General features: G+C 39.4%; 11 protein-coding genes. 7 read left to right on the top strand and 4 right to left on the bottom strand.

Going from position 1 to position 24,223, the window contains the following annotated elements:
• Positions 1 to 67: 67 nt before the first annotated feature.
• From FEDK69T_RS09365 to FEDK69T_RS15485, 4 genes are all read right to left on the bottom strand, one after another.
• Entirely contained in the window at positions 68 to 6,655 is a 6,588-nt protein-coding gene (locus FEDK69T_RS09365) for a T9SS C-terminal target domain-containing protein (protein ID WP_023573918.1), read from the bottom strand.
• 182 nt (positions 6,656 to 6,837) lie between these two features.
• On the bottom strand, positions 6,838 to 13,671 hold the full coding sequence (locus FEDK69T_RS09370) for an Ig-like domain-containing protein (RefSeq protein ID WP_023573919.1): 6,834 nt from the start codon (positions 13,669 to 13,671) through the stop codon (positions 6,838 to 6,840).
• A gap of 470 nt (positions 13,672 to 14,141) precedes the next feature.
• Entirely contained in the window at positions 14,142 to 15,299 is a 1,158-nt protein-coding gene (locus FEDK69T_RS09375) for a tetratricopeptide repeat protein (protein ID WP_023573920.1), read from the bottom strand.
• 11 nt (positions 15,300 to 15,310) lie between these two features.
• Positions 15,311 to 16,906, bottom strand: coding sequence for a helix-turn-helix domain-containing protein (locus tag FEDK69T_RS15485; RefSeq protein WP_023573921.1), 1,596 nt, complete (start codon positions 16,904 to 16,906; stop codon positions 15,311 to 15,313).
• Positions 16,907 to 17,287: 381 nt separating this feature from the next.
• On the opposite strand from FEDK69T_RS15485, the gene FEDK69T_RS09385 reads away from it, so the two are divergent.
• From FEDK69T_RS09385 to FEDK69T_RS09415, 7 genes are all read left to right on the top strand, one after another.
• On the top strand, positions 17,288 to 19,663 hold the full coding sequence (locus FEDK69T_RS09385; protein ID WP_023573922.1) for a TonB-dependent receptor: 2,376 nt from the start codon (positions 17,288 to 17,290) through the stop codon (positions 19,661 to 19,663).
• Positions 19,664 to 19,667: 4 nt separating this feature from the next.
• Positions 19,668 to 20,495: a DUF4249 domain-containing protein gene (locus FEDK69T_RS09390; RefSeq protein ID WP_023573923.1), complete on the top strand. Its 828-nt coding sequence runs from the start codon at positions 19,668 to 19,670 to the stop codon at positions 20,493 to 20,495.
• 26 nt (positions 20,496 to 20,521) lie between these two features.
• Entirely contained in the window at positions 20,522 to 21,184 is a 663-nt protein-coding gene (locus FEDK69T_RS09395; protein WP_023573924.1) for a thiamine diphosphokinase, read from the top strand.
• 88 nt (positions 21,185 to 21,272) lie between these two features.
• Positions 21,273 to 21,704, top strand: a complete 432-nt coding sequence (locus tag FEDK69T_RS09400) for a thioredoxin family protein (protein ID WP_023573925.1) — start codon at positions 21,273 to 21,275, stop codon at positions 21,702 to 21,704.
• Positions 21,704 to 22,624: an FAD:protein FMN transferase gene (locus tag FEDK69T_RS09405; protein ID WP_035630539.1), complete on the top strand. Its 921-nt coding sequence runs from the start codon at positions 21,704 to 21,706 to the stop codon at positions 22,622 to 22,624. Before FEDK69T_RS09400 ends, FEDK69T_RS09405 begins: the two co-directional genes overlap by 1 nt.
• Positions 22,625 to 22,642: 18 nt before the next feature.
• Positions 22,643 to 22,849: a DUF4266 domain-containing protein gene (locus FEDK69T_RS09410; RefSeq protein WP_035630538.1), complete on the top strand. Its 207-nt coding sequence runs from the start codon at positions 22,643 to 22,645 to the stop codon at positions 22,847 to 22,849.
• A 21-nt stretch (positions 22,850 to 22,870) separates the two neighbouring features.
• Complete coding sequence (locus FEDK69T_RS09415; RefSeq protein WP_023573928.1) at positions 22,871 to 24,085, top strand: DUF3570 domain-containing protein; 1,215 nt, start codon at positions 22,871 to 22,873, stop codon at positions 24,083 to 24,085.
• The last annotated feature ends 138 nt before the right edge of the window (positions 24,086 to 24,223 follow it).

Here is a 24,223-nt window from a genome sequence, read left to right on the forward strand (position 1 = left end):
AGCTTGTATTGCTTTAATAATTACAGTCTGCCCACTTCAGTGCAGGCAGACTGATTTTTATTTGTTATTAATATTGTCTGTTGATGTATACCCAACCGGTAACGGTAGTGTTATCAGCTTTCTGGATACTGTAGAAATAAGTACCGTCAGGTAACTTCTCTCCGTCATTTGACTGTCCGTTCCACTGATCTTCATATCCTTCTCCATGAGAATACACTTCTACACCATAACGGTTAAAGATGACAACCTTTTTAACACCCATATCTCTAAGAACGAAAGCATCATTATCACCATCGTCATTTGGAGAAATACCTCTTGGAATATTTGGACAAGGTCCTTCATATTGAAGTTTTACAATAGCTGATGATCCTGCTTCATTACATCCATTTGCTCTCTCATTTATTGTATATATAACTTCATAATTTCCAGGTGTGGTTGCAGAAAGATTGATAGCTCCTGTAGTAGGGTTTATAGACAATCCTGCAGGTGTAGCCGTGAAAGTTCCGCCTGTTGTAAATCCTTCAACTGTTGATAATACAGGATTAGTTCCTTCTCCACAATACTTAGAATCGTCATAGCTAAAGTTAACTACCGGAGTATACAATTCGTTTACGATAACTTCGATTGGAGTTCTAACTCCAATACATCCTTGAGGGTTAACTACTGAAACATAGTAAGTAGTTGTTCCCACAGTATCAGTTAACGGAACCGGAGCATTAACATTTCCAGTACCTCCTACAGCATCCGTAAACCATAATAACGTAAAGCCTTCTGGTGCAGTTGCTGTTAAAGCAGTTGCAGGTTGGTTTAAACAATAATTAACCGGAGACGTTACAGTAGCCACTTCTGGGATACCTAAATAAGTAACCGTAAATGGTTTTTCACAGTAACGGGTTTTCCAGAAATAAGTATACACACCTGGCACATTGAATCCTGAAATAGTTGCTGTCTGACTTTGAGGTGTATCAATAGTAGTTACAGCCGGGTTGTTTGCATCAACAACCCACTCTCCAGTTCCTTCAGCTGCAACGCTAATCGAAGTCTGGTCGCAGGTTAATGACTGATTATTTGGTGTAACAATCTCAACATTAGGTACAAACTTAGCAGCATCCAGCAAATGGTGACCTAAATTACCTTTAATTCTGAAAAGGAATCTGGTAATTGGTTGATTAGCCGGCACTACATAATCACCCGTTACTAAAGCCCAAACCAATGTAGCTGAGTGATGCTCTGTTACCAAGGTATACGGACCTGATGGAGGTCCCGCCCATAGTTCCAAGGTTCTTCCTTCACCAGGTATTCTACAAGCTGACGCAAAGCTGTATTTCACTTTCTTAACTTCAGCTGGTGTTTCAATCTCCGTATAAGTTCCTCTGATAGTAGGATCCGTAGTGTTTGTGTCCTGAATTAGCTGAACACATTGAGCTCCTTCGTAAGGAATTATACCCGGTGAGTTCGATGCTTCATAGAAGAAAATAGTTTCAGAAACCGTATTGTTTCTCCAACCCGGAATCACTTCCATATCAAAAATCGTGCTGATACCTGATACACTCTGCATTGGTAATTTTTCAAAACCATAATTAAAATTACTAACATCACAAAGGCTTACCGGAGTACTCACACAAATATCAAACTTCTTATCGTAATTTCTCGTCTCATTAAGCGTAACTCTAATTTTATAAGTAGTACCTACTGTTAATTCAGAAGAATACATTGTAGTTAACGAGTTGTTTTCGCTACAAGCTTTTTCTACAAGAGAGCCATCTGCCTGCACTTCATATAAAGATAATATAACCTTAGGCCAAACTCCCTCACTGGCGTTCGTAAAATAACTACCCGAAGTCCAATTACTTAATTCCACCGTGTGAATTTTCGAAGCCGCCACGAATTCATACCAAATGTCTCCTTTATTTGTACCGCCACAATTTGTCGGCACGCTAGAAGAAGCGGTTGCACCGATGAAGGAAGCTTTAGTTCCCTTAGAATCACAACTAGCATTTGTATTAACGGTAAGAGGGATCGCTGTCTGTGGATCATTATTTTTAATGAACACAAAAGGTCCTGTCCAATAACTCTTATCTGCTGAACCACAAACCGCTCTTACGAAGAATTCGTTAGTACCTGCTTTAGGATCAATGAAATCTGAAAGCTGAGGAGCATAACTTGGTATACCATTTGTTACAGGAACACCCGACTGAGGGATTGCCCCTAAACCTACCGGCTGTACGAAAACCTCCCATTGTGTTTCTCCACCCCCCGGAGTCCATGAAAGTACTCCTAGGTCATTAATGGTAACGTTAGTAGGTTGCGGACAAGTAACGGCAGCACAGTTCGATACTGCTGTATAAATATTGGTATTAGGAGAATATGGAGCAAGTGTAGAGTCAAAAACAACAGTTTGAGACTGATCTTTTATTACTACCCTCGCATTTGGCCATGAATTATTACTACCACCCATTCTCCAAAATAAATTCCATTCAATTCCTCTACATAAGGATACCTGATAATCTAAAACTGTAGGCTGTCCAGGTGCAACTGTAGGGAAAACAAGCGATTGATATACTATCCCGCTTTGAACAACATCCATTGCTCCTGCTACCTGACTTCCACCTCCGTTTGATAACGAAATCGTGTATTGACATAAATTTGAGGTATCACATTTAGTAAGGATCTCAAATGGTCCTACCCATGTGCTCTGTGAAGTGCTGCTACAAACTGCTCTCACATAGAACTGGTAACGGGTAGACGGTGTAAGTCCTGTTAATGTATAAGGATGCGTCGTTGCCGTACGTAAATATTGCGGTAGCGTATTTCCTACCGGAGCCGGAGTGCCGTAAGGCTGTAATGAAATTTCCCATGAAGTTTCAGAACCTACCGGTGTCCAATTGATTATCGATGAAGTATCAAAGGTAGTATTAGCAGCAGCAGTCAAATTGATTACCGCCGGACATGTCGGAATATTCTCAACACTTACATTGTCGATTACTACAAATGATCCTCTAAGACCTTCAGGGCCAGGTGTCCCTGGCGGCACTTGAAATGCTATGTTAATATTGGTCGGAGCTGTAATACTGGTAAGGTTGATTACCATTTCCCTTACTTCCGTATTATTTATGGTTCCGGTAACGTCCGTATCATAAAGTGTGGTCGTAAACTGAGAGATATCCACTCCGTTTGTTGAAAGTTTAACTTTTAGATCATTTCCGATTACAGGCTGATAATGACTTTTGTAATAGAAACGTAATCTTTGATTTGGTTGTGCAGTTAATGTTGGAGAAATTAACCAATCATTACTGTTACCGTTTGTATAACAATTCAAAGCCGCCTGTTGTTCACCAAAAATAGCATTCACCGGCATATTCAATTCCCATTGATTCGAATCCGTGTTAGCGTTAACAATTGTCCAGCAAGGTTCTGTTGGAGAATCCGTCTCAAAAGTTTCAATAAATGGTGTTGGACGAGAAGTACAGATAGTTCTGAATCTAAATGGCCCAACCCATTGGCTATTACCATTAGTGCCACCACATATAGCTCTTACATAATATTCGAAAGCCGTATTCTCAGGAAGACCGGTAGCATTATATGTAGGGTCGGTGTTAACCACCGTTCCTGAACCTGTTGGAACTCCGGCACCCGGACTCTGAATAACAATTTCCCATTGCGTCTCCTGATATCCACGCTTCCAGCTCAAAGTAGCAGAATTGGTTGTAATATTAGAAGCCGATAACAGCGTAGGATTAGGACATGGTGTTACATCCTCAATACTGATGTCATCAATAGTAAGAACCCCAGTGTTATGAGGTGTACTCATATTTGCAGGAAGGTGGAATGCGAAATAAGTAGGTCCTGTTCCTGTGAAAACCACAAAATCCTCCATAAAATCAACATTATTAATATCATGAGCAGGGATCAATACCGTTGGATTGCTCATGTCCGGTGAAGACGACATTAAAACCTCGAAATTACATCTATCCGATTGATTAAAAATATTTACAGCAACTTTTTGCTTGAACTTCAACATCTTTGTCCCAACTACATTCACAGCAGGAGATATCAAATAATCATCAAAAGACACAAACGGATTAAAAGGAAGATCTCTACCTTGAATTACTGCCTCTGTACCCGTAATAGTCCACACGGATCTGGCTCCATCATTATTTCTGTTATCAACCGACCAACAGAACTTTTTAGTAGTTACATCGTTATCATTCAAACTTTCAAAATATGGCACCGGTTGTGCGTCACACAATGTGTTGAATCTTACTGGTCCAACCCAAACACTCTTCGTAACATCATCACAATACGTTCTGATATAGTATTCATAACGGGTAGAAGGTGTTAAACCAGTTTTCAAAAAAGGATTATTGGTAACCCTTTCTCCGTTTCCTGTAGGAACACCAGAGTTTAAAGGCTGTACGGCAATTTCCCACTCCGAGTTATTAATCCCGTTTGTCCAGAAAAACTGTGCTTGAGTTTGAGTTATTGAGCCAGCCGTTACACCTGGATATTGAGGTGGCGAACATGCCGGTAAATCTTCGATAGTTACATCATCAACGACGAAATTCGTAGATGTTTGAGGATGACCCGGTTCTACGTGCCATGCTATGCTGATATCACCAACTATATTAGCCGGGATAGCAATAATTTTTTCAACCCAGTTGTTTCCTGTTTCATATGTAGCAAGCGGCAACAGTATCGTAGTAAAGCTAGGTGCACCCACTCCTGTTGTAGAAATTTTAACTGAGAAAGAAGATTCTCCTAATACATAGCCTGTACTGTTGGTATAACCTCCAAATCCTTTAAATTTAAATCGAAGTTGTTTTTGAACAACCCCGTCCAAATGAACCTGAGGTGATATTAACATATCATTGGTTTGCAGACCTGAATCCATTGTACGAAGTCTCACAATTTGACCTTGCGGCGCGTTAGGTGAAGCATCGGTCGAATAAAGGAACTGTGAACCGTCACCATTCAAATCCAGTATCGTCCAACATGGTTCCGGATTAGTAGCTGTAGCAGTGTTAAAGTCTGTAGAATAAGGTGTCGGGAAAACATTACATAATGTTCTGAATGGATATGCATTACTCCACGCTCCTGGTGTACCGCTACATACAGATCTTACATAGAAATTATAGGCTGTATTCGGTGTAAGCGGACTAGCCAAATTGTTTACGTTTGTAGTTGTTTGCGTTAAAGCATCCGAAGCAACCGGAGGTCCAGCCGAAGCCAATTTTGCAATAAATTCCCAGTTACCAACTAAATTCTGTGGGTTAGCCCATGAGAATCTTGCACTGGTTTGCGCTAAGTTATCATAAGAAATTCCTGCTGGAATAGGACAAGAAGGCTGTGATAATGTAAATGTGAAACAAATACTTGCTCCTGGTTGAGAAGCATTATATTGGTAAGGCGAAGAAATTACAAAATAGTACGTCTGACCCGCCTGTAAATACACGTTAGGAATCTGTCCTTGTGTTCCATTATTGGAAGTACTACCTACTGCAAGCCCCCCTAAACAGTTCGCTGTGGTACCAATACCGGTACAGCTATCAAAAATAAAAACACTCGCAAGACTGTTAAAACATCCTGAAGCCGAGTTAACGGTCGTAGATAAACCTACGTTAACCAACCCTGAAGTAGTCGGCGTATAGGATAAAAACGCATGATCCCCTAACAACAAGTTCTGGGTCTGCCCAACAGGTTGACAGCTTAACCCTTGGGAATTCATCGGTGTATAATTTGCAGCCGGGTGGAACGAACTTAAGTTCGAACTTAAAACATAGGGCCCCGGTGATGTGGAAGTCGGTGGAATAACTATTGGTGAACTACAATCCAAACCTAATCTGGCTGTTTTAACAGGGAAAGGACCTGCCCATCCACTTGCTGTAGTACCATCACAAATTGTTTTGATGTATACATCGTAATCAGTACCATCTGTTAAGCCTGAAAATGTATGTGAAAAACCATTAACTGGCGTACCTGTAGGGGCAAAACCCGCTCCACGCGGAACGATCTGAATTTCAAAGTCATTTGCTGTAGCATGCGACCAGGTGACTAAACCACCAGTGGCAGTCATCGCAGAGTTAATTCCTGTTACTTTTGCACAGCTTCGGATTACTCGGACATTATCTATAAACCAAGAATCTCCGCTGGTATTAGTGTTTCCATCCTGATTTGTGATTGCAACAAAAGCTAGATAAACTGGTACACCCGCCGGGAGTGAAGTTACCGGAACTATTTTTTCTTCATAAGCAGTCGGATTTACATTTAACGAAGCTTCTGTCCAACTTTGCAATGTTACGTTGAAACTGCTGATATCTGGCTGAAGTGCAGTAGACAGTCGTAATTCATAAATTGTACCTCTATTAGTAACACTCCCTTGTTTGGTAAAAAACCTGATTTCAGTTTCAGTAGGCGTGTTAAATTGAGGAGTTATAAAGAAATACTCCGCCACGGTACCTGTAGTTGTATTTAAAGCAGGATTTACCACTGCCCCAGGAGTAGACTGATAACCCCCTGTTGGTGTTGTCGGTCCCCAGTTATTGGTAACCGCCTGGTTACTGGTTACTCCCCAAGTTCCTGGAATTCCGCTATTAAAATTTTCTAAACCCAATTGCGCAGAAGCTGAACTTGAAAATAATCCAAATGTTAGTATCATAAGAATACTTATTTCAAAGTTCTTTCTTGAAGAAAGGAAAAACTTTGAAATAAACATCCAGTATGATAGAGCTGACTCTTTTTGCATTTTTTCTGAATTTTATTTGTTAAATGTATTCTATGCCGAAATACTTAAATTAAAAAAAAGTAAGGCAATCAATAGATTGCCTTACTTGGCATTACTTAATCTCTTTTAATCACTTTAAAGAAATCTACATGATCTTCAGAATAAACTTTAACTAAGTACGTCGACGACGCAAATCCGCCAAAATTCATTTGAACATTATTTGTAGTATTATCTAAAGCATTTAACTGCTGACCTAATAAATTGTATACCTCTATTCTGGTTATTACATCTTTTGCCGTAATGGTCAATTGATCGTTAACCGGGTTCGGGTAGTATTTCAATTCAGCAATTTTGAAATCTGCAGTACCTAAACAAGGACCACCTGCAGTAATTCCAAATCTTGGGCCTTCACAACTAACACTATTAATTGTAACGGTTTGTGATACATAATAAGTAGTACCTAAAACCGCTGGTGTCGAAGTCTGGATAATATTTCCTGCAGCAGGCGCGTCATACCATGTAAGTGTAGCTCCCGCAGTAGGCGTGACAACGAAATCAGCAATTGTTCTTGTTGCACAAGCATCCTGTGTCGCAGCGGCTGTTGGAGCCGTAGTATTAACAACAGTAGCTGTAACCGGAACTCTTATACCTTCACAAACTTCATCATACGTTAAATTGTGGAAAATATTTGTATTACCTCCTGTAGTAACGATAACATCATTAAGTGCAGAAACGTTACCAGTTAATTTAAGCGGTCCGACAGTTAACGGATATGCAATAGTAGCATTACTGTTTCCTAAAGTATTATTAGTTGCCACTAAACCATTAGTAGCCACTAATCTGTAATCTTTACCAACAGGAATAGTATAGTTTAACGTAACAACTTGAGAGGTTGTCCCTACAGTTCCTGTCACTAACGTTGGTGTGAAAGTTACCGGAGAAGTTCCTGCAACAACATTACCGTTAGCATCAAATAATCCAACTGTAATTGGTGTAAGAGACGCTGTGTTTTTAGGGTAAACTGTTACTGTTTTTAATTTTAAATTATTAACAGCATCAAACGAAATACCTTTAAAATTAGCACTTGAAACTCCAGTACCACCAAATGCTGCAGTATTTGCAGAACCAGTAGATTCAGAACCAGAAGCAACATAATAAGTAGTCGTTTGAGATACAGTCGGGCTGTAACCAACACCTTGTGCAACCATGTTTCCTCCTGTCGGAGCATCGTACCAGTTTAAGATAGCGCTTCCTGAAGCACTTAAATTAGCTGTACCGCCTGTACACATTGTAGAACCAGTAGTTGTAGCTGTTGAAGCTGTAACTGTTACTGCAACCGGAGTTGAAGTACCAGAGTTTCCTGTACAAGTTACAATACACTGGTATGAAGTATTCACTGCAGGTGTAGCTGTATAAGTAGCAGCAGTAGCACCAGCGATGTTAGTCATAGGTCCAGCATTAACCGAACTTTGCCATTGGTAAGTTACCAAAGCTCCTGTTGTAGGAGTTGCTAAACTTAACGCAACAGATTGTCCCGCACAAACTGAAGACGAAGAGGCTACAGTAGCACCTGGAGTTGGAGTTCCTGTACAAGCAGGACCTTCTGTGTAAGAGAAATTCCCTAAGAAACCACCTACTTGCGGAGTTGCTAAAACAATAGAAGGATATGCCGGAATAGAGAAGTGAGCAGCATCAAAAGTTATTGCAGAAGCAGGATTTGAAACGATATCATACGTTCCATTCTCAGTTGCTGAATGCACAATAATATTTGAAGCAGTAACAACAGGACTTGAAGGCGCTAACCTTACGTTATAACCTGTAAAGGCTCCAGCAGAACCAACTCTAGTCACTTTCCATCTGTTTGCACTTAAATTAGAAAGGTTGGCTGAAGTTTCATTACCTGAATTGGTATCAAAAGCCTCGGCCATTAATTCAACACCTCCGGTTGAAGCAATAAGTATCGGAAGGTACTTGCCATTTTTACCAACCGGGAACAGTTTGAATAGAGTAAGTGTAGCATTGCTCGAGTTGGCATGAACTGCCGGCCCGTCAATATAGGAAGTGGCACTACCACCTGAAAAAGTACCACTTGTAAAAGAAGATGAAGTCACATTAGGGTTTCCTACATAAATAGGATATGCTGCTGAAGTGTGCACTATCCCACTAGTTAAAGTAACACTATTAGTTCTAAAATTAGGCACACTGATCGTAACCCCTGCAGTACTAGCATTATTAACCACTAATTGCGGAACCGAAAGAGTTGGAAGGCCTGGGTTAAGAGCCCATTCACTTGAAAGGAATGTACCTGATCCTGAAATTGTTTGTGGCAATGATGTAGCCACTGCAGCACCATTAATATAATTCCCAAGGTACCATTGAGTACCACCACTCGCGGAATTAATAGTACCATTATTCACAATGTTCCCTCCTACATAAATAGTAGAGTTAGCAAATGTTTTTTTGAAAACACTGCCGGCTGTAACTGTAAATGCATTCTGAACGTTCATATTGTAAGCACCATTGGCATTATTACTACCTACGTTCATGAATCGGCTTGCCCCTTGAGGAGCATCCACTGTTAAATTACCTAAAGAGAATAATCCTCCACCAGCCTGGAACTGACAGTTAAAACCGTTAGTAATCGAAGATGTGTTCTGCGTAGAAACACCGTCCCCAATTTGTAAGGTATGGTTTAACCCTGCGGCATAATGATTTGGCGATGCATAGATAAACGAACCACTGAATTGCGTGTTAAACGACTGGAATTCAATATTCATTGGAGCAGGAGCTCCAGCCTGAATTGGCTCAGACAGCGATACATTCGCGCCTGAAACACTAGTTACGAAAGTTCCCGGTTTGATACCTTGTCCTGAAACAGTCATACCCGGTTGAATATTGCCGTTTGCAGCTGATAAAACAACAGAAGTAGCTCCAGGAGTCACAACAGTAATTGCCAATGGTAGCTGTGATACTATTGGAGATGGTGCTAAACCAGTAACTTGGTTCGATAAACCTAACCTCACTACCGCGCCCGTAACACCTGCACCACTCGAAAGCGGCGTTATAGCGGTAATAGTTGTATTAGCAGGTATACCGGTTCCGGAAATTCCCATTCCTATCGCTAAATTTTGATTTGCAGCACTTTGCTCAACCACAACACCTGATATGTCGTTTGCCATAGAAGAAAAAGTCAAATTTGTCTGAAACCCTAATGAAAGAGCTGCATTTGTAGCAGTCGCATTTTGTGATAATACCAAATTAGTTCCCGCAATACTCTGTACAAACGTATTGGCCGGAATACCTGTTCCGCTTACTGATGCTCCCACATAAATATTGGTATTAGCAGCCGATAAAGTAACATTCGCAGACCCGGTAGTGATAGAACCATTTTGTGATGTAGTAGGTGTAATTGAGGCTGTAACCGGTTGCGACAATGTCAATATATGATTAGTTCCGGGAACAACGTTCGTAATAGTGGTATTGGCAGGAATATTTGGTCCTGAAATTGACATACCAGCATCAAAAATGTTATTACTAAAAGTTCCATTTATTCTAATTTCACTTAAGGTAGTTCCGTTAGTTCCTCCTGGAGCGATATAAGTACCTGTTGCGCCTGCAGTATTAACACTGAAATTTGCAGCAGACTGTCCTGCAACTGGAGTTCCTATGTTTACAAGAGGGTCAACAATCGTAATTTTACCTCCTGTTAAATCTAAGTTAGACGTTTCAATTTTACATGAAGCACCTCCAAAAGCAACAGAAGAAGCAACATTACCGTTATTGTTACTGTCAATCACGATATCACCACCCGTCTGGCTGAAGAAACTTCCGTTTTTATGAGCAACAAAACCGTTTACTTTTAAAGTACCTGCAATCATAACATGTGAACCATAGTTAAAGAAAGCCGCATTGTTGTTGTCATTTGTACAAACACCTACTGTCATCGTAGTAGTACCTGCGTTGTTCGTTAATGTACCTCCTTTTGAGATTGTCACACCTGCTGCATTAGCCGCAGTTGTTACCGTAACATTATGACCTGACGCAATAGTAACTAAGCTGTTACAAGAAGGAGCAACTCCTCCAACCCATGTTGAACCAGTACTCCAGTTACCTGAAGTAGCTGAAACAATCGTAGTCGCCGCATTGGCAAATGATGTATTACTAGCTCCTATATATACAGCATCTGAAGTTAAATTAGCTATAGTCAAACCTTTTCTGAACGCAAATGGCGTTGCAGTTCCATCCTGATGTATACCCGGCATAACCGCTGTAGCATTCATTAATCTTGAAGTACCATCAATAACTGGTAAACCTCCGTTAGCATACAATCCCACTCTATACGTTGGCGTAAAAGATAATGTTACCGCTGCAGAAATATCAGAAGTATTAGTAGTCGCTTGAGACAAAGTCAAAGTTGTCCCGGAAATAGCAGCAACGTAAGTATTAGGAGCAACATTTGGCCCAGAAACCACCTGCCCTACAATAATATTAGGATTTGCCGCCGCTAAAGTAACAACAGTGCTTGTCGCAGGCATACCTGTAGCAGTTGTTAACGAAGCTGCAATAAAATTCAACCTTACCGGAACCGTAATAGCACTAGCATTCGTAGTAGCTTGAGACAATGTCAAATTAGCCCCGGAAATAGCACTTACATAAGTGTTAGGAGCAATATTTAACCCACTAACCAATTGACCAACCAAAATATTAGCATTTGCTGCCGCTAATGTAATAGCAGTGGTTGTTGCACCCATACCTGTCGCTGTTGTATCTGACCCAGTTACACCCGCTGTTAAATTAAAAGCGTTTCCACCAGGAACCACATTACCATCCGGAGTTGAGAAGCTCCAGTTTCCGTCATAACGTTTATTGATAGTATAAGCACCTTCAGTAACAGTAACATTACTTACAGTATTTGCATCAGCATACGTTACCGCCATCTCGCCGAAAGTAGTCGGAGACGTATCCGGCAATAAATATAATGATCTGTCTAAACCGGCTCCACTAATAAAAGGATACCAAGTAGGCTTATAACTACCATCCGTACCAGGATACTCAGTTCCAGGTTGTACCACCCTCTGATTTGCATTACCTATAACCTTTGATACCGTTCCGCTCACAAAACCTGATCCCGGATTAACAAAGATGTTACTTAACGAACTAAAATTTCCAAGAATCAAACGGTTTCCTGTAAAAACACTTACTCTTCCGTTGGTTAAAGTAATTCTACTTTTAATTCTAACGCCATCGGCCTTCCAACTAACATTGGAAGTTCCTGCAAAAGTATTGTTAACTTCAAGCTGATTTAAAACACCAGCAACGTTAGCAGTGCCGTTTACACCTGTTGCAGATCCGCCTACTAAACCGCCAGTAGCAACAGTTACTGTTTGAAGTGTAGAACCATTAAGCGTTAAGCAACCTTGACCAGCTGTAGAACCACCTACATTACTGTCAAATCTGGCTTGAGCACTTACATCTAAATTATGTCCTAATTTTAAGTTCTTACCATTGGAACCATCATGATTGTTAAATCTTGATCCACCGGCAGAAAGAGTCAAATCCTGAGCAACGTTAAATTCATCCATTACACTGCTCTGAGCAAATTGTAATAAGGTATTCGTTCCCGAAAAGAACAAGGTCTCAGCTCCAGAATATCTTGAGTCAACCATAACCACCTCGCCATCATCATTAAGGACAGCAGTATCGGCAGGGGTCGGTACATTTCCACCTTCCCAAGTGCCAGGCTGCGACCAAAGTCCGGAATGAGCACAATTAATTTCTTCAGGTATTCTCGAGACAAGTGAAATATTATCAATAGCCGCCGGAGGAACTGTTCCTGCTGTCGCATTGTTAGTCCATACGAAAATCAATCGGAAAGGAGTGCCCGCGAAAGATTTAGGGATAAATGCAGTATTTTTGGTAGTAGCGACCTGTGCACCAGAATTGAACGAGATCAATGTTGCACCCGGCCATGAAACACCATAAGTCATAGGTACTGTTACCTGAGTATTGGTACCCGTCACTGTTTGTGCAATAGGGGCCACCCATACTTGCCATCCAGAACCGGAAGCCGGAGCAGATTTCACATCAAAAGTCAGTGTCATTGCCTTTTGAGCAACAGGAACGTTTGTGATATCTCTGTAGAAATAAACCGTTCTGGTCCCTGTGTAACCTCCGTAAGAATTGGTAGCACCATTATCATTGGTTATATAAGCAGCGTTACCTGAAATTCCAGATCCAGTTGCTGAAAACGATAATGTTTGTGCAACCGACAATGCCCCACTATTTATGGAAGCTTTTGACAATCCTAATGCAGTACCGTTAATACTGGCTACATAGGTGTCAGCTCCAATAAAACCAGTAACTGGGGCAATTAACATACCCACAGAAATATTTGGATTTGCTGCAGCTAAAGTAACTGAATACGTATTAGCAGTAATAGAAGCTGTAGTTATCTGAGATGTTGCCACACTGATACCACCTCCAGAAGTTTTCCCAAAACCTAAAGTAACTGTACCTGAAGTAGCAGTAGCGCCTTGGGATAAAGTCAAACTAGTTCCGGAAATAGCAGCCACGAAAGTATTGGCAGGAATATTATCTCCATACACAACCTGACCTTGAACTATGTTTGCATTGGCAGCTGTCAGCGTTACAGCTGTTGAACCACTCGTGATCGCTCCCACTGATGTGGTTCCTGAGGCAGCTGTTCCAAGGGCCCACTTGATAGGACCGGTCCCTTCGTTTGCAACTGTCCATCCATTTGCTGCGAAAGTGTTTCCGGGTTTTTCAAATCCTCCCTCTTCTGCGGGATTGATTATCGTAGTTTGTTGAGCAAACGAACTGTTTGAAAAACAAAAAAGCGATAACGCGACAACCGTTCCATGGAGGAGTCGGTTTTCTTTTTTTAAGCCAAAGCAATCAAATACTTTGCCGAGTCGTAATTTTTTTTGCATAATCATACATTTTGGTTTAAATGTTAAAGACGTGAAATTATATATTACATACATATATAATAATAGCAATTCTTTCAAAATTCAGTAATTTTGAAACTCTAAAATACAAAACAAACCCTTCAGCAACAATGTATTACAAATAAAATCGACGAGAGATAGCATTTTCTAGTTTTACAGCATCTTCACACAATTTTGTAGTCCTTTTTAGGCATTACTTTTAAATTCTGTAGGATATTGACTGGTAAAAAAAGCAGACGTGATTTCAAAGAAAGTAAGAAAGCAGACTTCTTCAGAAGATTGAAAATAGTCACTCCTGTAGTATAATTTTGAGAAATAAAAATAACAACCCTTAACCTGTTATACAACAAAGGGTCTTTACTAATTATAGAAATTCAGAAGATAAAAGCAGCAGATAGAAGCCCTTTTTGGCAAACCGAAAAGAATAAAATGGCCTCAGCTCTATTTTGATCCTAGAGCATCTTTTCACCCTGCAGGCTTTTAATCGTCTCTTTAAGGTCAACAATGTTTCTTTTTGCTTTTCTGGTCGAAATCAAAAAGAAAAATATCAAAAACATTAAAATGATTACAACAACTATTATACGGTACAGATAACCCGGAATCTCACTTTTAAACTTGTTTTCATTTTCCTTTTCAATTGCATTGAGTGAGTCGCTGGCCGATTTGCGTTCGCGTTCCATCACCTCATTTTGAATCTCCAGGAATTTCAAATGGTATTTTTTATATTGGTTCCAATCGTTAACGGCGAGATAATTTTCAGACAAACCTTTATAGATTTCCTGATTCAGGATTAAATCATCGACACCGCTCGAAATCGATTGCGCCTCAAGCAATAAAGAAATAGCTTGATTATACTTTCCTTCGATGGTATATACCTGCGCCAGTCCTTTTTGGGCAAATGCCTGCAAGCTGTTTGCCTTAATCATTTTAGCATAAGTTATCGATTCGAGAAAGCTCTTTGTCGCTGATGCATTATTAGACATCATCAAATAACAGTTTCCTTTATTATACTTTGCAATACTGATTACATTGGCATTATTTTTCGGATTTTTGGATTTCAGTATCTGTTTAATCCCTCTGTCAAAAAAGTTGATCGCAATAGCACAGTTCAACTCTTCCTTATAAATGAAACCTCTTACAACATAATTGACCCCAAGGCTAACACGAACAGAATCCGGTTTTGAATATTCCAGGCACAGTTTTTCTGCCTGATCAAGGTATTGAATTGCCTTATCGTAAATTTTCAACTGATGGTATTGAATCCCTGTTTTATTTACGACAGATATCTTTAAAAGCTTATTCTTTGTCTGAGGCAAAAGTTCATTAGCCTTAATGACATATTCCAATGATTTCTGATAATCCCTTTTTGAGGAATAACCATCCGAAATCAATTTATAAATACGGATTTTGATATCAACATCATTACCTGCTTCTTTCAGCAGTTGCTTCCCGGTAGCAATTACTTTATCGGGATTCTTATACATCTCCGAAGTATTCTTCCTAATGATGCTATCCAAACGCTTAGAACCTTGGGAATAAGACTCCAAACCAAATAGCAATATCCCTAAAAAAAGGAAACCAGTAAAAAATAAATGGATGATACGTTTCATGGATTCTGTCTTTAAGAGGCGTTACGGTTTTCCTTTTCGTTCCTCAAAAGGTCAATAAAGGTTACGGGCGCTAATCCAGTTATCGATTTAAAAACTGTTGCAAAACTGCTGTGAGAAGAGAAACCGCTGGCTTCCGCAAGATAACTGATCTTGTAATTCATATAATTAGGATCTGTTTTTAATTTCTCTACAATAAAGTTGATGCGCAACTTATTAATGTAGGTATTAAAATTCACCTCATAATGTTTATTGATTACTTCTGAAAGGTATTTGATATTGGTATCGAACTGCCCAGCCAAAATAGCCAGCGACATATCCTTATTAACAAAACGCGTAGTGTTTTCGAATCGCTTCAGCTTACTCAACAACAGCTGTTCTGTCTCTTCAGGAATTGCGCTTTTTTTGGATGGTACTTTTTTTACCGCTTCTTTCTTTTCAGGCTGACGCAAAACAAGATTGCTTCGGGTGATTTCCAAATAGCTGATAATCTCCTTCAGACGTTTCTGATCCCACTGAAAACGGAACCAAAATCCCGCCGAAATCAATACCGCAATTATAAAAATCCCCAATATCAGATAAAAACCTCGAAAATATCCGTCACGCTTGGCCTGATATTTATTTTCATAATCTTTAGTGATTAAATTATAAGCCATATTAAGCGATTCCTGCCCAATGTTTTCAATCTCTGCATTAGTATTAAGGAAATCTGTATTATAAAATTTATAATTCGCCTTATCATTTAAAACTATATAATTGTCAATGAGATTTCGGTTTATGTCTCTTAACAAATAAATATTATTGAAATCCTTTGCCGTTTTCAGGGCCGTGAGTAGTTGTGGTACGGCCTGATTATGTGCTTTCTTGTGAAAATTCACATTAGCCAACCCCACTAAAGCAAAGGCCTCAGCATAACTGTTTTTGCGATCCCCTTTAGTTGAAAGTTCTAATGCCCGGTTAAAATTCTGGGCCCCTTTTTCAAAATCATTCAAACCTAAATAAACACGCCCTTTCGAAATGGCAAACCATAAATCAAAATAAGGGTACTGTTTAGAGGCTTCATCAATCTGATTGGCATTTTTTTCAATCATTTCCAAGGCCCCCTTGAAGTTTTGCCTGTCAGCCTGGGTTCCAATTTTCTCCAGAAGCATCAAAGCGCGGCAATATTTTTTTTGGTTTTCGTCGCTCATGGAAGCAAGCGTATTCTCTGCTCCTTCAAAATATTTCTGAGCCTGGCTGTCAAGATACAATTTCTGTAATATTTCAGATTTTGCGACAGTCGCTTTTATGAATGTAAAAGGTTCTGCACCGGCATTTTCTTCATTCACTTCAAACAAATAAACAAGTGCCTTGCTGTAATCTCCTTTTACTTTGTAAATTTCGGCAATCAGTAAATTTATCTGGCTTTTTTCCGTTTCTGATGTGGTTTTCGACAAAAGGTGCTGTGCGACCTTCAGCGCTTCATCCGGCTTACTAAAAACCAATGCTTCCGACTCCTTAAAGAGCAGTGGTTCGTCTATAGTGTTTTGTGCCCCGACAGTCACAGAGAAAAATACTGCACAGGCAACTAGTACAACAAAAAAATTAAACGGAACTTGGAAATACCTCATTAGCCTTTTGGTTCGTATTTAGTTTTAAGCATTCTTACAAACTCACTCTTAATTGCTTGCAAATTTATCATTTATCAAAACACAATCAACACCTTGTTAAAAGTAGGGATATAATATCAAAATTACTGCATTTTTAAAATGTTTCTTTTGCTTTTCTCATGTTTTTACCATATAGATACACAATTTGTTTCAAAAGTAAAAATACAGCAGCATTTTAACAATTATTGCAAGCCTCGTTTTTTAACACAATATTTTTTTTTGTAATTTTTCCATAAAAACATAATTGAAAAGCGAAGAGTTTTCGCTAACTTTATTACTTCTTCATTACCAATCATTTTTATTTTTAAACAACGATTTTAACAGCTGTTAAACAGTAATCTTATGGCCTATTTCAAAAAAATAGCAGTACTATTTTTTTCACTTTTTATTTTTTCAGATGCCCTGGCTCAGGAAAAATTTACGGTGAGCGGAATAATGTCGGATTCTAAAACCAATGAAACATTAATAAGCGTAAACATTCAGGTAAAAGACTCCAAAATAACAACTTTTACGAATGAATATGGCTTCTATTCACTTACACTTCCGGAGGGGAAATACACATTGATCATAACCAGCGTAGGATATCATACCATCGAACGGGAAATAGACCTCATCGAAAATTTAACCCTCAATTATGCCCTGAAACCAGAAACCAAACAACTTGACGAAATTGTAATAGCCGGCAAGCAAAGGGCTAATATCCGAAAACCGGAAATGAGCATTAACAAATTGTCTATAGCAACCATAAAACAGATGCCTGTGGTTTTAGGGGAAGTCGATGTCATAAAATCGTTATTATACCTTCCGGGAGTTACCAATGCGGGCGAAGGACAATCAGGTTTTAATGTCCGTGGAGGGGCTGCCGACCAGAATCTTATTTTACTGGACGAAGCCACAATTTACAATTCCTCACACGTATTCGGCCTTTTTTCGGTATTCAATCCCGATGCGATCAAAGATCTGAAATTATACAAAGGAGGAATTCCTGCGCGTTTTGGAGGCCGTGCTTCTTCTGTTCTGGATATTTATCAGAAAGACGGTAACAGCAACCACCTGAGTCTTAACGGAGGAATCGGATTGATTTCCAGCCGATTATTGGTTGAAGGACCCATTGTAAAAGAAAAAGGCTCCTTTCTTGTTGGCGGACGCGGATCGTATGCCCATCTTTTCCTGAAATTGACCGATAATCAAAACTCAGCTTATTTCTATGATTTAAATGCCAAACTTCACTATACACTTAGTAAAGACGACAACCTGTATCTTTCAGGCTATTTCGGCCGCGATATTTTTTCAATGTATAAAACTTTTACCAACACTTATGGAAATACTACACTCAACTTGCGTTGGAATCACTTGTACAATAAAAAAGTGTTTTCAAACCTGTCTGCAATTTACACGGATTATTACTACGGCCTGATTCTCGATTTTATGTCCTTCGACTGGAAATCAGGCATCCGTAATTACAACGTGAAATACGATCTGAAGTATTATTTATCCGACAAGCTAAAATTAAACTACGGAGTTAACGCCAATTACTACGATTTCAATCCCGGGACAATCGAACCGACAGACAGTGGGTCTCCTGTAAACAGCGAACAACTGGATAAAAAATATGCTTTTGAGCCGGCTTTATATCTGGATGTTGAGCATAATGTAAGCTCTAAGATTTCCATATCCTATGGCTTACGCTACAGCCTGTTCTACCGCCTCGGAAAATCAACGGTAAACTACTATGAAAATGACCAGTCGGTTACCTACAACGAAGAATTAAAAATTTATGAAAAAGGTGTTCCCATTGCAACAAAGTATTTCGGAACAAATGAAAAAATTGCCCAATACGATAATCTGGAGCCGCGTTTTGCAGTTTCATATGAAATCAACAAAAATCAATCCGTTAAGGCCAGTTATCACAGAATGGCCCAATATCTTCAGCTGGTTTCAAATACTTCTTCACCAACTCCGCTGGATGTCTGGACACCAAGTGACAACTATATAAAACCGCAACTCGCAGATCAGTTCGCAGTCGGTTATTTCAATAATTTCAAAGATGATGATTATACCGTTGAAGTTGAAGGGTACTATAAGACAATAAAAAATAGAATGGATTATATCGATGGCGCCGATTTAATCGCAAATGAGGCCATTGAACAGGTAATCCTTAACGGCGAGATGCGATGTTATGGTCTTGAGTTTTTAATCCGCAGGAATACAGGAGCTTTAACCGGATGGGTTGCTTATACCCTATCCAAATCAGAACAAAAAACCCCCGGAAGAACTCCGACAGAAATTGGAATCAATAACGGGGATTGGTATGATTCTGCCTATGACAAGCCACATAATCTGGCCATAACAGGAAATTACAAACTGAATAAAAGATGGACATTCAACGCGGGGTTTACTTTACAAAGTGGTCAACCCGTAACGTATCCCAGAGGAAAATATGTTTTTCAAGGCATTATCATCCCAAGCTACAACTCTCGAAATGATGACCGATTACCTGCCTATCACCGTTTGGATGTTGCAGCAATTTTGACACCAAAAGCAAAAAAAGAAAGACGATGGAAAAGCGAATGGGTTTTCGGGATTTACAACATTTACGACAGACATAATGCTGCTTCAATTAGTTTCCGCCAAAACAGCGACACAGGAGCTAACGAAGCTGTAAAGCTTTCTATATACGGAATCGTTCCGTCAGTTTCTTATAATTTTAAATATTAAGAACATGAAAAAAATAATCGCATACAGTTATATAATCGTCTTACTGATTTTCAGCTACGGATGCGAAGAAGTTGTAGATGTAGAATTGCAAAATGACGAACCAAAGTTAGTCATCGATGCTGTGATAAAATGGCAAAAAGAAACCGCTGGAGAAACACAAACCATTAAATTAAGCCTTACCAATGACTTTTATTCCAGCGAAATTGTCTTTGCTAAAGGCGCATTAGTTACCGTAACAAATAGCTCGAACACCATTTTCAATTTTATTGAAGTACCCGATACCGGCGACTATGTCTGCAATAATTTTGTTCCGGTAATAAATGAAGAATACACCTTACACGTTCAATACAACGGCCAAAATTACAGTTCCACTAACAAACTGTATGCAACACCAAACATCGAATATGTTGAACAGCAAGTCGTTCCCGATATTGATGGATCAGACATAATACAAGTCAAATTTTATTATCAGGACAATCCTGATGAAGATAATTTTTATTTGATTGGGGTAAAGAACCCTAACAAAAGAAATCCTGACTATGGCGTTATGAGCGATGAATTCTTTCAGGGTAATATCATGTTTGGATTTTATTACAGTGATGATACAACACATGGGTCTACATTATTGCTTCAACTGCAGGGGATATCAAACGGTTATTATGATTACATGAACAAACTGATTACTATTTCCAGTACCAATTCGGGAAATCCGTATTCGACACCGCCGGCGACAGTCAGGGGAAATATTGTTAATGAAACCGACCCCGATAATTATCCGTTAGGTTATTTTAGTTTAGGCGAAGTTGATTTACTAGATTATCTCGTACAATAATTATCTTTGACAAAAATAATCCGAAAATGTCTTCACATCATATAGTCCGCGACGATCAGGAACCTGCTTTAATCATTGCCAACGGCGCTCCGTGCAGCGAAGAATTATTAGGGCAGCTTTTGGAATGGTCGCCGTTTGTCATTGTGTTGGACAGCGCCATAGAACGCGTCCTTAAATTAAACATCAAAGTAGATGTTCTTTTGGGTGATTTCGACAGGGGATTCAATGCGCAACACTATCTGAAAAAGCAATATCCACTGGAAATTGTACATACACCTGATCAGGACAAAACCGATCTGGAAAAAGCCTTCGATTATCTCATCGAAAAAGGCCATAAAGCAGTAAATGTGATTTGGGCTACCGGAAGAAGGGCCGATCATACCCTCAACAATATCACGAACATTGTACGGTATCGGGATTATCTGAAAATAGTCATTCTTGATGATCACTCCAAAATTTTCCTGTTACCAAAACATTTCCAGAAATGGTACCCAAAAGACAGTATCATCTCGCTAATGCCCATTGGAGAAGTAACCGGAATACATTCTGACAACCTGTTCTATCCGCTGGAAAACGACACCCTGACCATCGGGTTCCGTTCGGGAAGCAGTAATCATGCCAAAGAAGACGGACTGGTAACCATCAACCATGAAAAAGGCGATTTAATCTTAATCGAATCTTTAGATTAGCGAAGCAGACTCAATATTTTTTTATACTACTTTTATTCTGTCGGAAACAAAACCGACATAGAATTAAGTTATTATTAAAAAAATGGGTATGAAATTAAAGTTTATTTACCTACTGTTACTGTTTTCAATAGTTGTTGGCGCACAGGAAACTACAAAGTTAAATTTCCAACAATCGCTGGAGAAAGCCAAAACGGAAAACAAAAACGTTCTGCTTTTTTTCTCGGGCTCCGACTGGTGTGCACCCTGCATAAAATTTAAAAAACACTTTGTGGAAACCGATCAGTTCAAAACCTTCAGTGCCGAAAACCTGATTGTTTACAATGCTGATTTCCCAAGACAGAAGAAGAACCAATTACCAGCCGAAATTACTCAGGAAAACGAGAAATTAGCCGAAAAATACAACTCGGAAGGACTATTCCCATTAATTTTATTGATGAACCAAAAAGGAGAAGTAATCAAAAAATGGGAACACTACCCCACGGAAACCCTAGATGAATTCATTACCAAACTGAAAGGATAATGCTCAAAAAAAAGGTTGAAAAATTAATGGGAAATCGTTTTGAGATTTCGGTTGTCGGACCCGATCAAAATTGGTGTATCGATAAGATTAATTTGGCCATTGAAGAAATCAAACGCATCGAAAGACTGCTTACCACATTTTCCAACGACAGCATAACCTTTGAAATAAATGAAAAAGCAGGAATCTGTCCGGTAAAAGTGTCCGAAGAAGTTTTCAGCCTGATTCAGCGTTGCCAGATGATCTCAAAAATTACCCAAGGCGCTTTCGACATAAGCTACGGCGGCATCGATAAAAAATTCTGGAACTTCGACTTGGAAATGAAAGAGTTACCCGATGCAGAAACCGCGAAAAAATCGGTAGAACTGATCAATTACGAGAATATCATTTTAGATGAATCCCAAAAAACCGTTTTCCTTAAAAAGAAAGGAATGCGGATTGGTTTCGGAGGTATCGGAAAAGGATACGCCGCTGAAATGGCCAAGAGAAAACTGATCGAAAACGGCGTAAAAAGCGGTATTGTCAATGCAGCGGGTGATTTAACGACTTGGGGCTATCAGGAAAGCGGACAGCCGTGGACCATCGGTATAGCCGACCCGAATTTAAGGACATCCATTTTTTCGACATTTAAAATAACAAATACTTCAGTAGCCACGTCAGGGAATTACGAGAAGTTTGTCATGATAAACAACAAAAAATATTCCCACACGATTGATCCCAAAACCGGATTTCCGGTGCGTGGCATCAAAAGTGTCACCATCATTGCTGAGAATGCCGAAATAGCAGATGCTTTAGCCACTCCGGTAACCGTAATGGGCATTGAAGTGGGACTGGATTTTATAAACCAGTTAAAACACATCGGGTGTATCATTATCGACGATAACGACCGGAAATATTTTTCAAATAACATTAGACTGACTTAAAATTAAACCGCAATAAATATGAAAATAACGGCTTTTTGTTTGATACTTGCCATGAGTGTCAGTTGCACGTCCGTGAAAGAATATCAGAAATCAAAAATTAATGATTCAGATATGGAATTGGCCGCTAAAAAATCGGAGAAATTCGAAAACACGTTTCAATTGTACAGAGAAGCAAGTTCAGGTGCCAACGGCGGAAAAACGGGTGGCGGATGTGGTTGTAATTAATCAATATCAGGAAAGAAAAACATGAGGAAGAGAATTTTTACAGCTTCGGTTTTAGCCTTTTTATTCGGCCACAATATAAAGGCCCAAAACACTGAAATCAAAGACAGTTCAGCTTATAAAAAACAAAAATTAAAAATTGAGGAAGTGAATTTCATTTCCAGTTATTATTCACAGGATGGGAACAATTCTGCCGTAACTGGGGGTCTCGGGACGGAAAAACTGACCGATATCGCGACGACTTTCGATATCAGAGTTTCTAAAAGAGACAAAAACGATAACAAACATAATTTCGGTTTTGAAATCGGGATCGACTCTTATACATCGGCTTCTTCTGATAAAATTGACCCTAACACAGTTTCATCGGCTTCCTATCAGGATATAAGGGTATATCCGTCGGTCAATTACAGTTATCAGAATTTCGAAAAAAATTACATCCTGAACGGCGGACTTTCATTTTCTGCCGAATTCGATTATACTTCGATAGGAGCCAACGCAGGTTTCACGAAAATATCCAAAGACAAAAACCGTGAATTTTCCGCTAAAGCAATGGCCTTTTTCGATACCTGGAAAGTGATTCTCCCGGTAGAACTCCGGAACGCTCCTTCAGATACCGAAGCCAGTCAAGGCGATAAGAAACCACGAAATTCCTATAATTTGGGGCTTGCCTTGTCACAGGTGGTCAACCGAAATTTCCATGTAGCCTTCATTACGGACATAGGATATCAGCAGGGTCTATTGGCAACCAAATTCAACCGTGTCTATTTTAATGATATTCCGGCAACGGTAAAATCTGAAAAACTGCCCGATACTAGATTTAAGATTCCTGTTGGGGTAAGAGGCAATTGCTTTTTGGGCGATAACATCGTTTTGAGAGCCTTTTACCGTTATTATTGGGATGATTGGGGTATCAATTCACACACCTTTAGTCTTGAGCCAACTTACAAGTTATCAGCGTTTTCGTCGATTTCGGTACCGTATCGTTTTTATACCCAATCTGCGGCCGACTATTTCAAACCAATCTATTTACACGGACTAGAAGAGGAATTCTATACTAGTGATTACGATTTATCGAAATTCAGCAGTAACATGATTGGTTTAGGTTATAAAGTGACTGATGCTGACAAGGGAATTTTCCATGTAAAATTCATCAACAGTCTGGAACTCCGCTATGGATATTACACCCGAAACAATGGATTAGACTCACACATTATCACAATGGCGATGAAGTTTAAGTAAAAACAACATCAACATCCATTTTTCACCGCAGCCTCGCAGATTTTAATTCACTTTTTAATCGATGAATCTGCGGTGAATTATTTTTCAGAAATTCAACCCACGTTGCTGACTTCTGCAAAATTTGCATTCTAAATCCGT

The sequence above is a fragment of the Flavobacterium enshiense DK69 genome (assembly GCF_000498495.1).
GTDB classification, from domain to species: domain Bacteria; phylum Bacteroidota; class Bacteroidia; order Flavobacteriales; family Flavobacteriaceae; genus Flavobacterium; species Flavobacterium enshiense.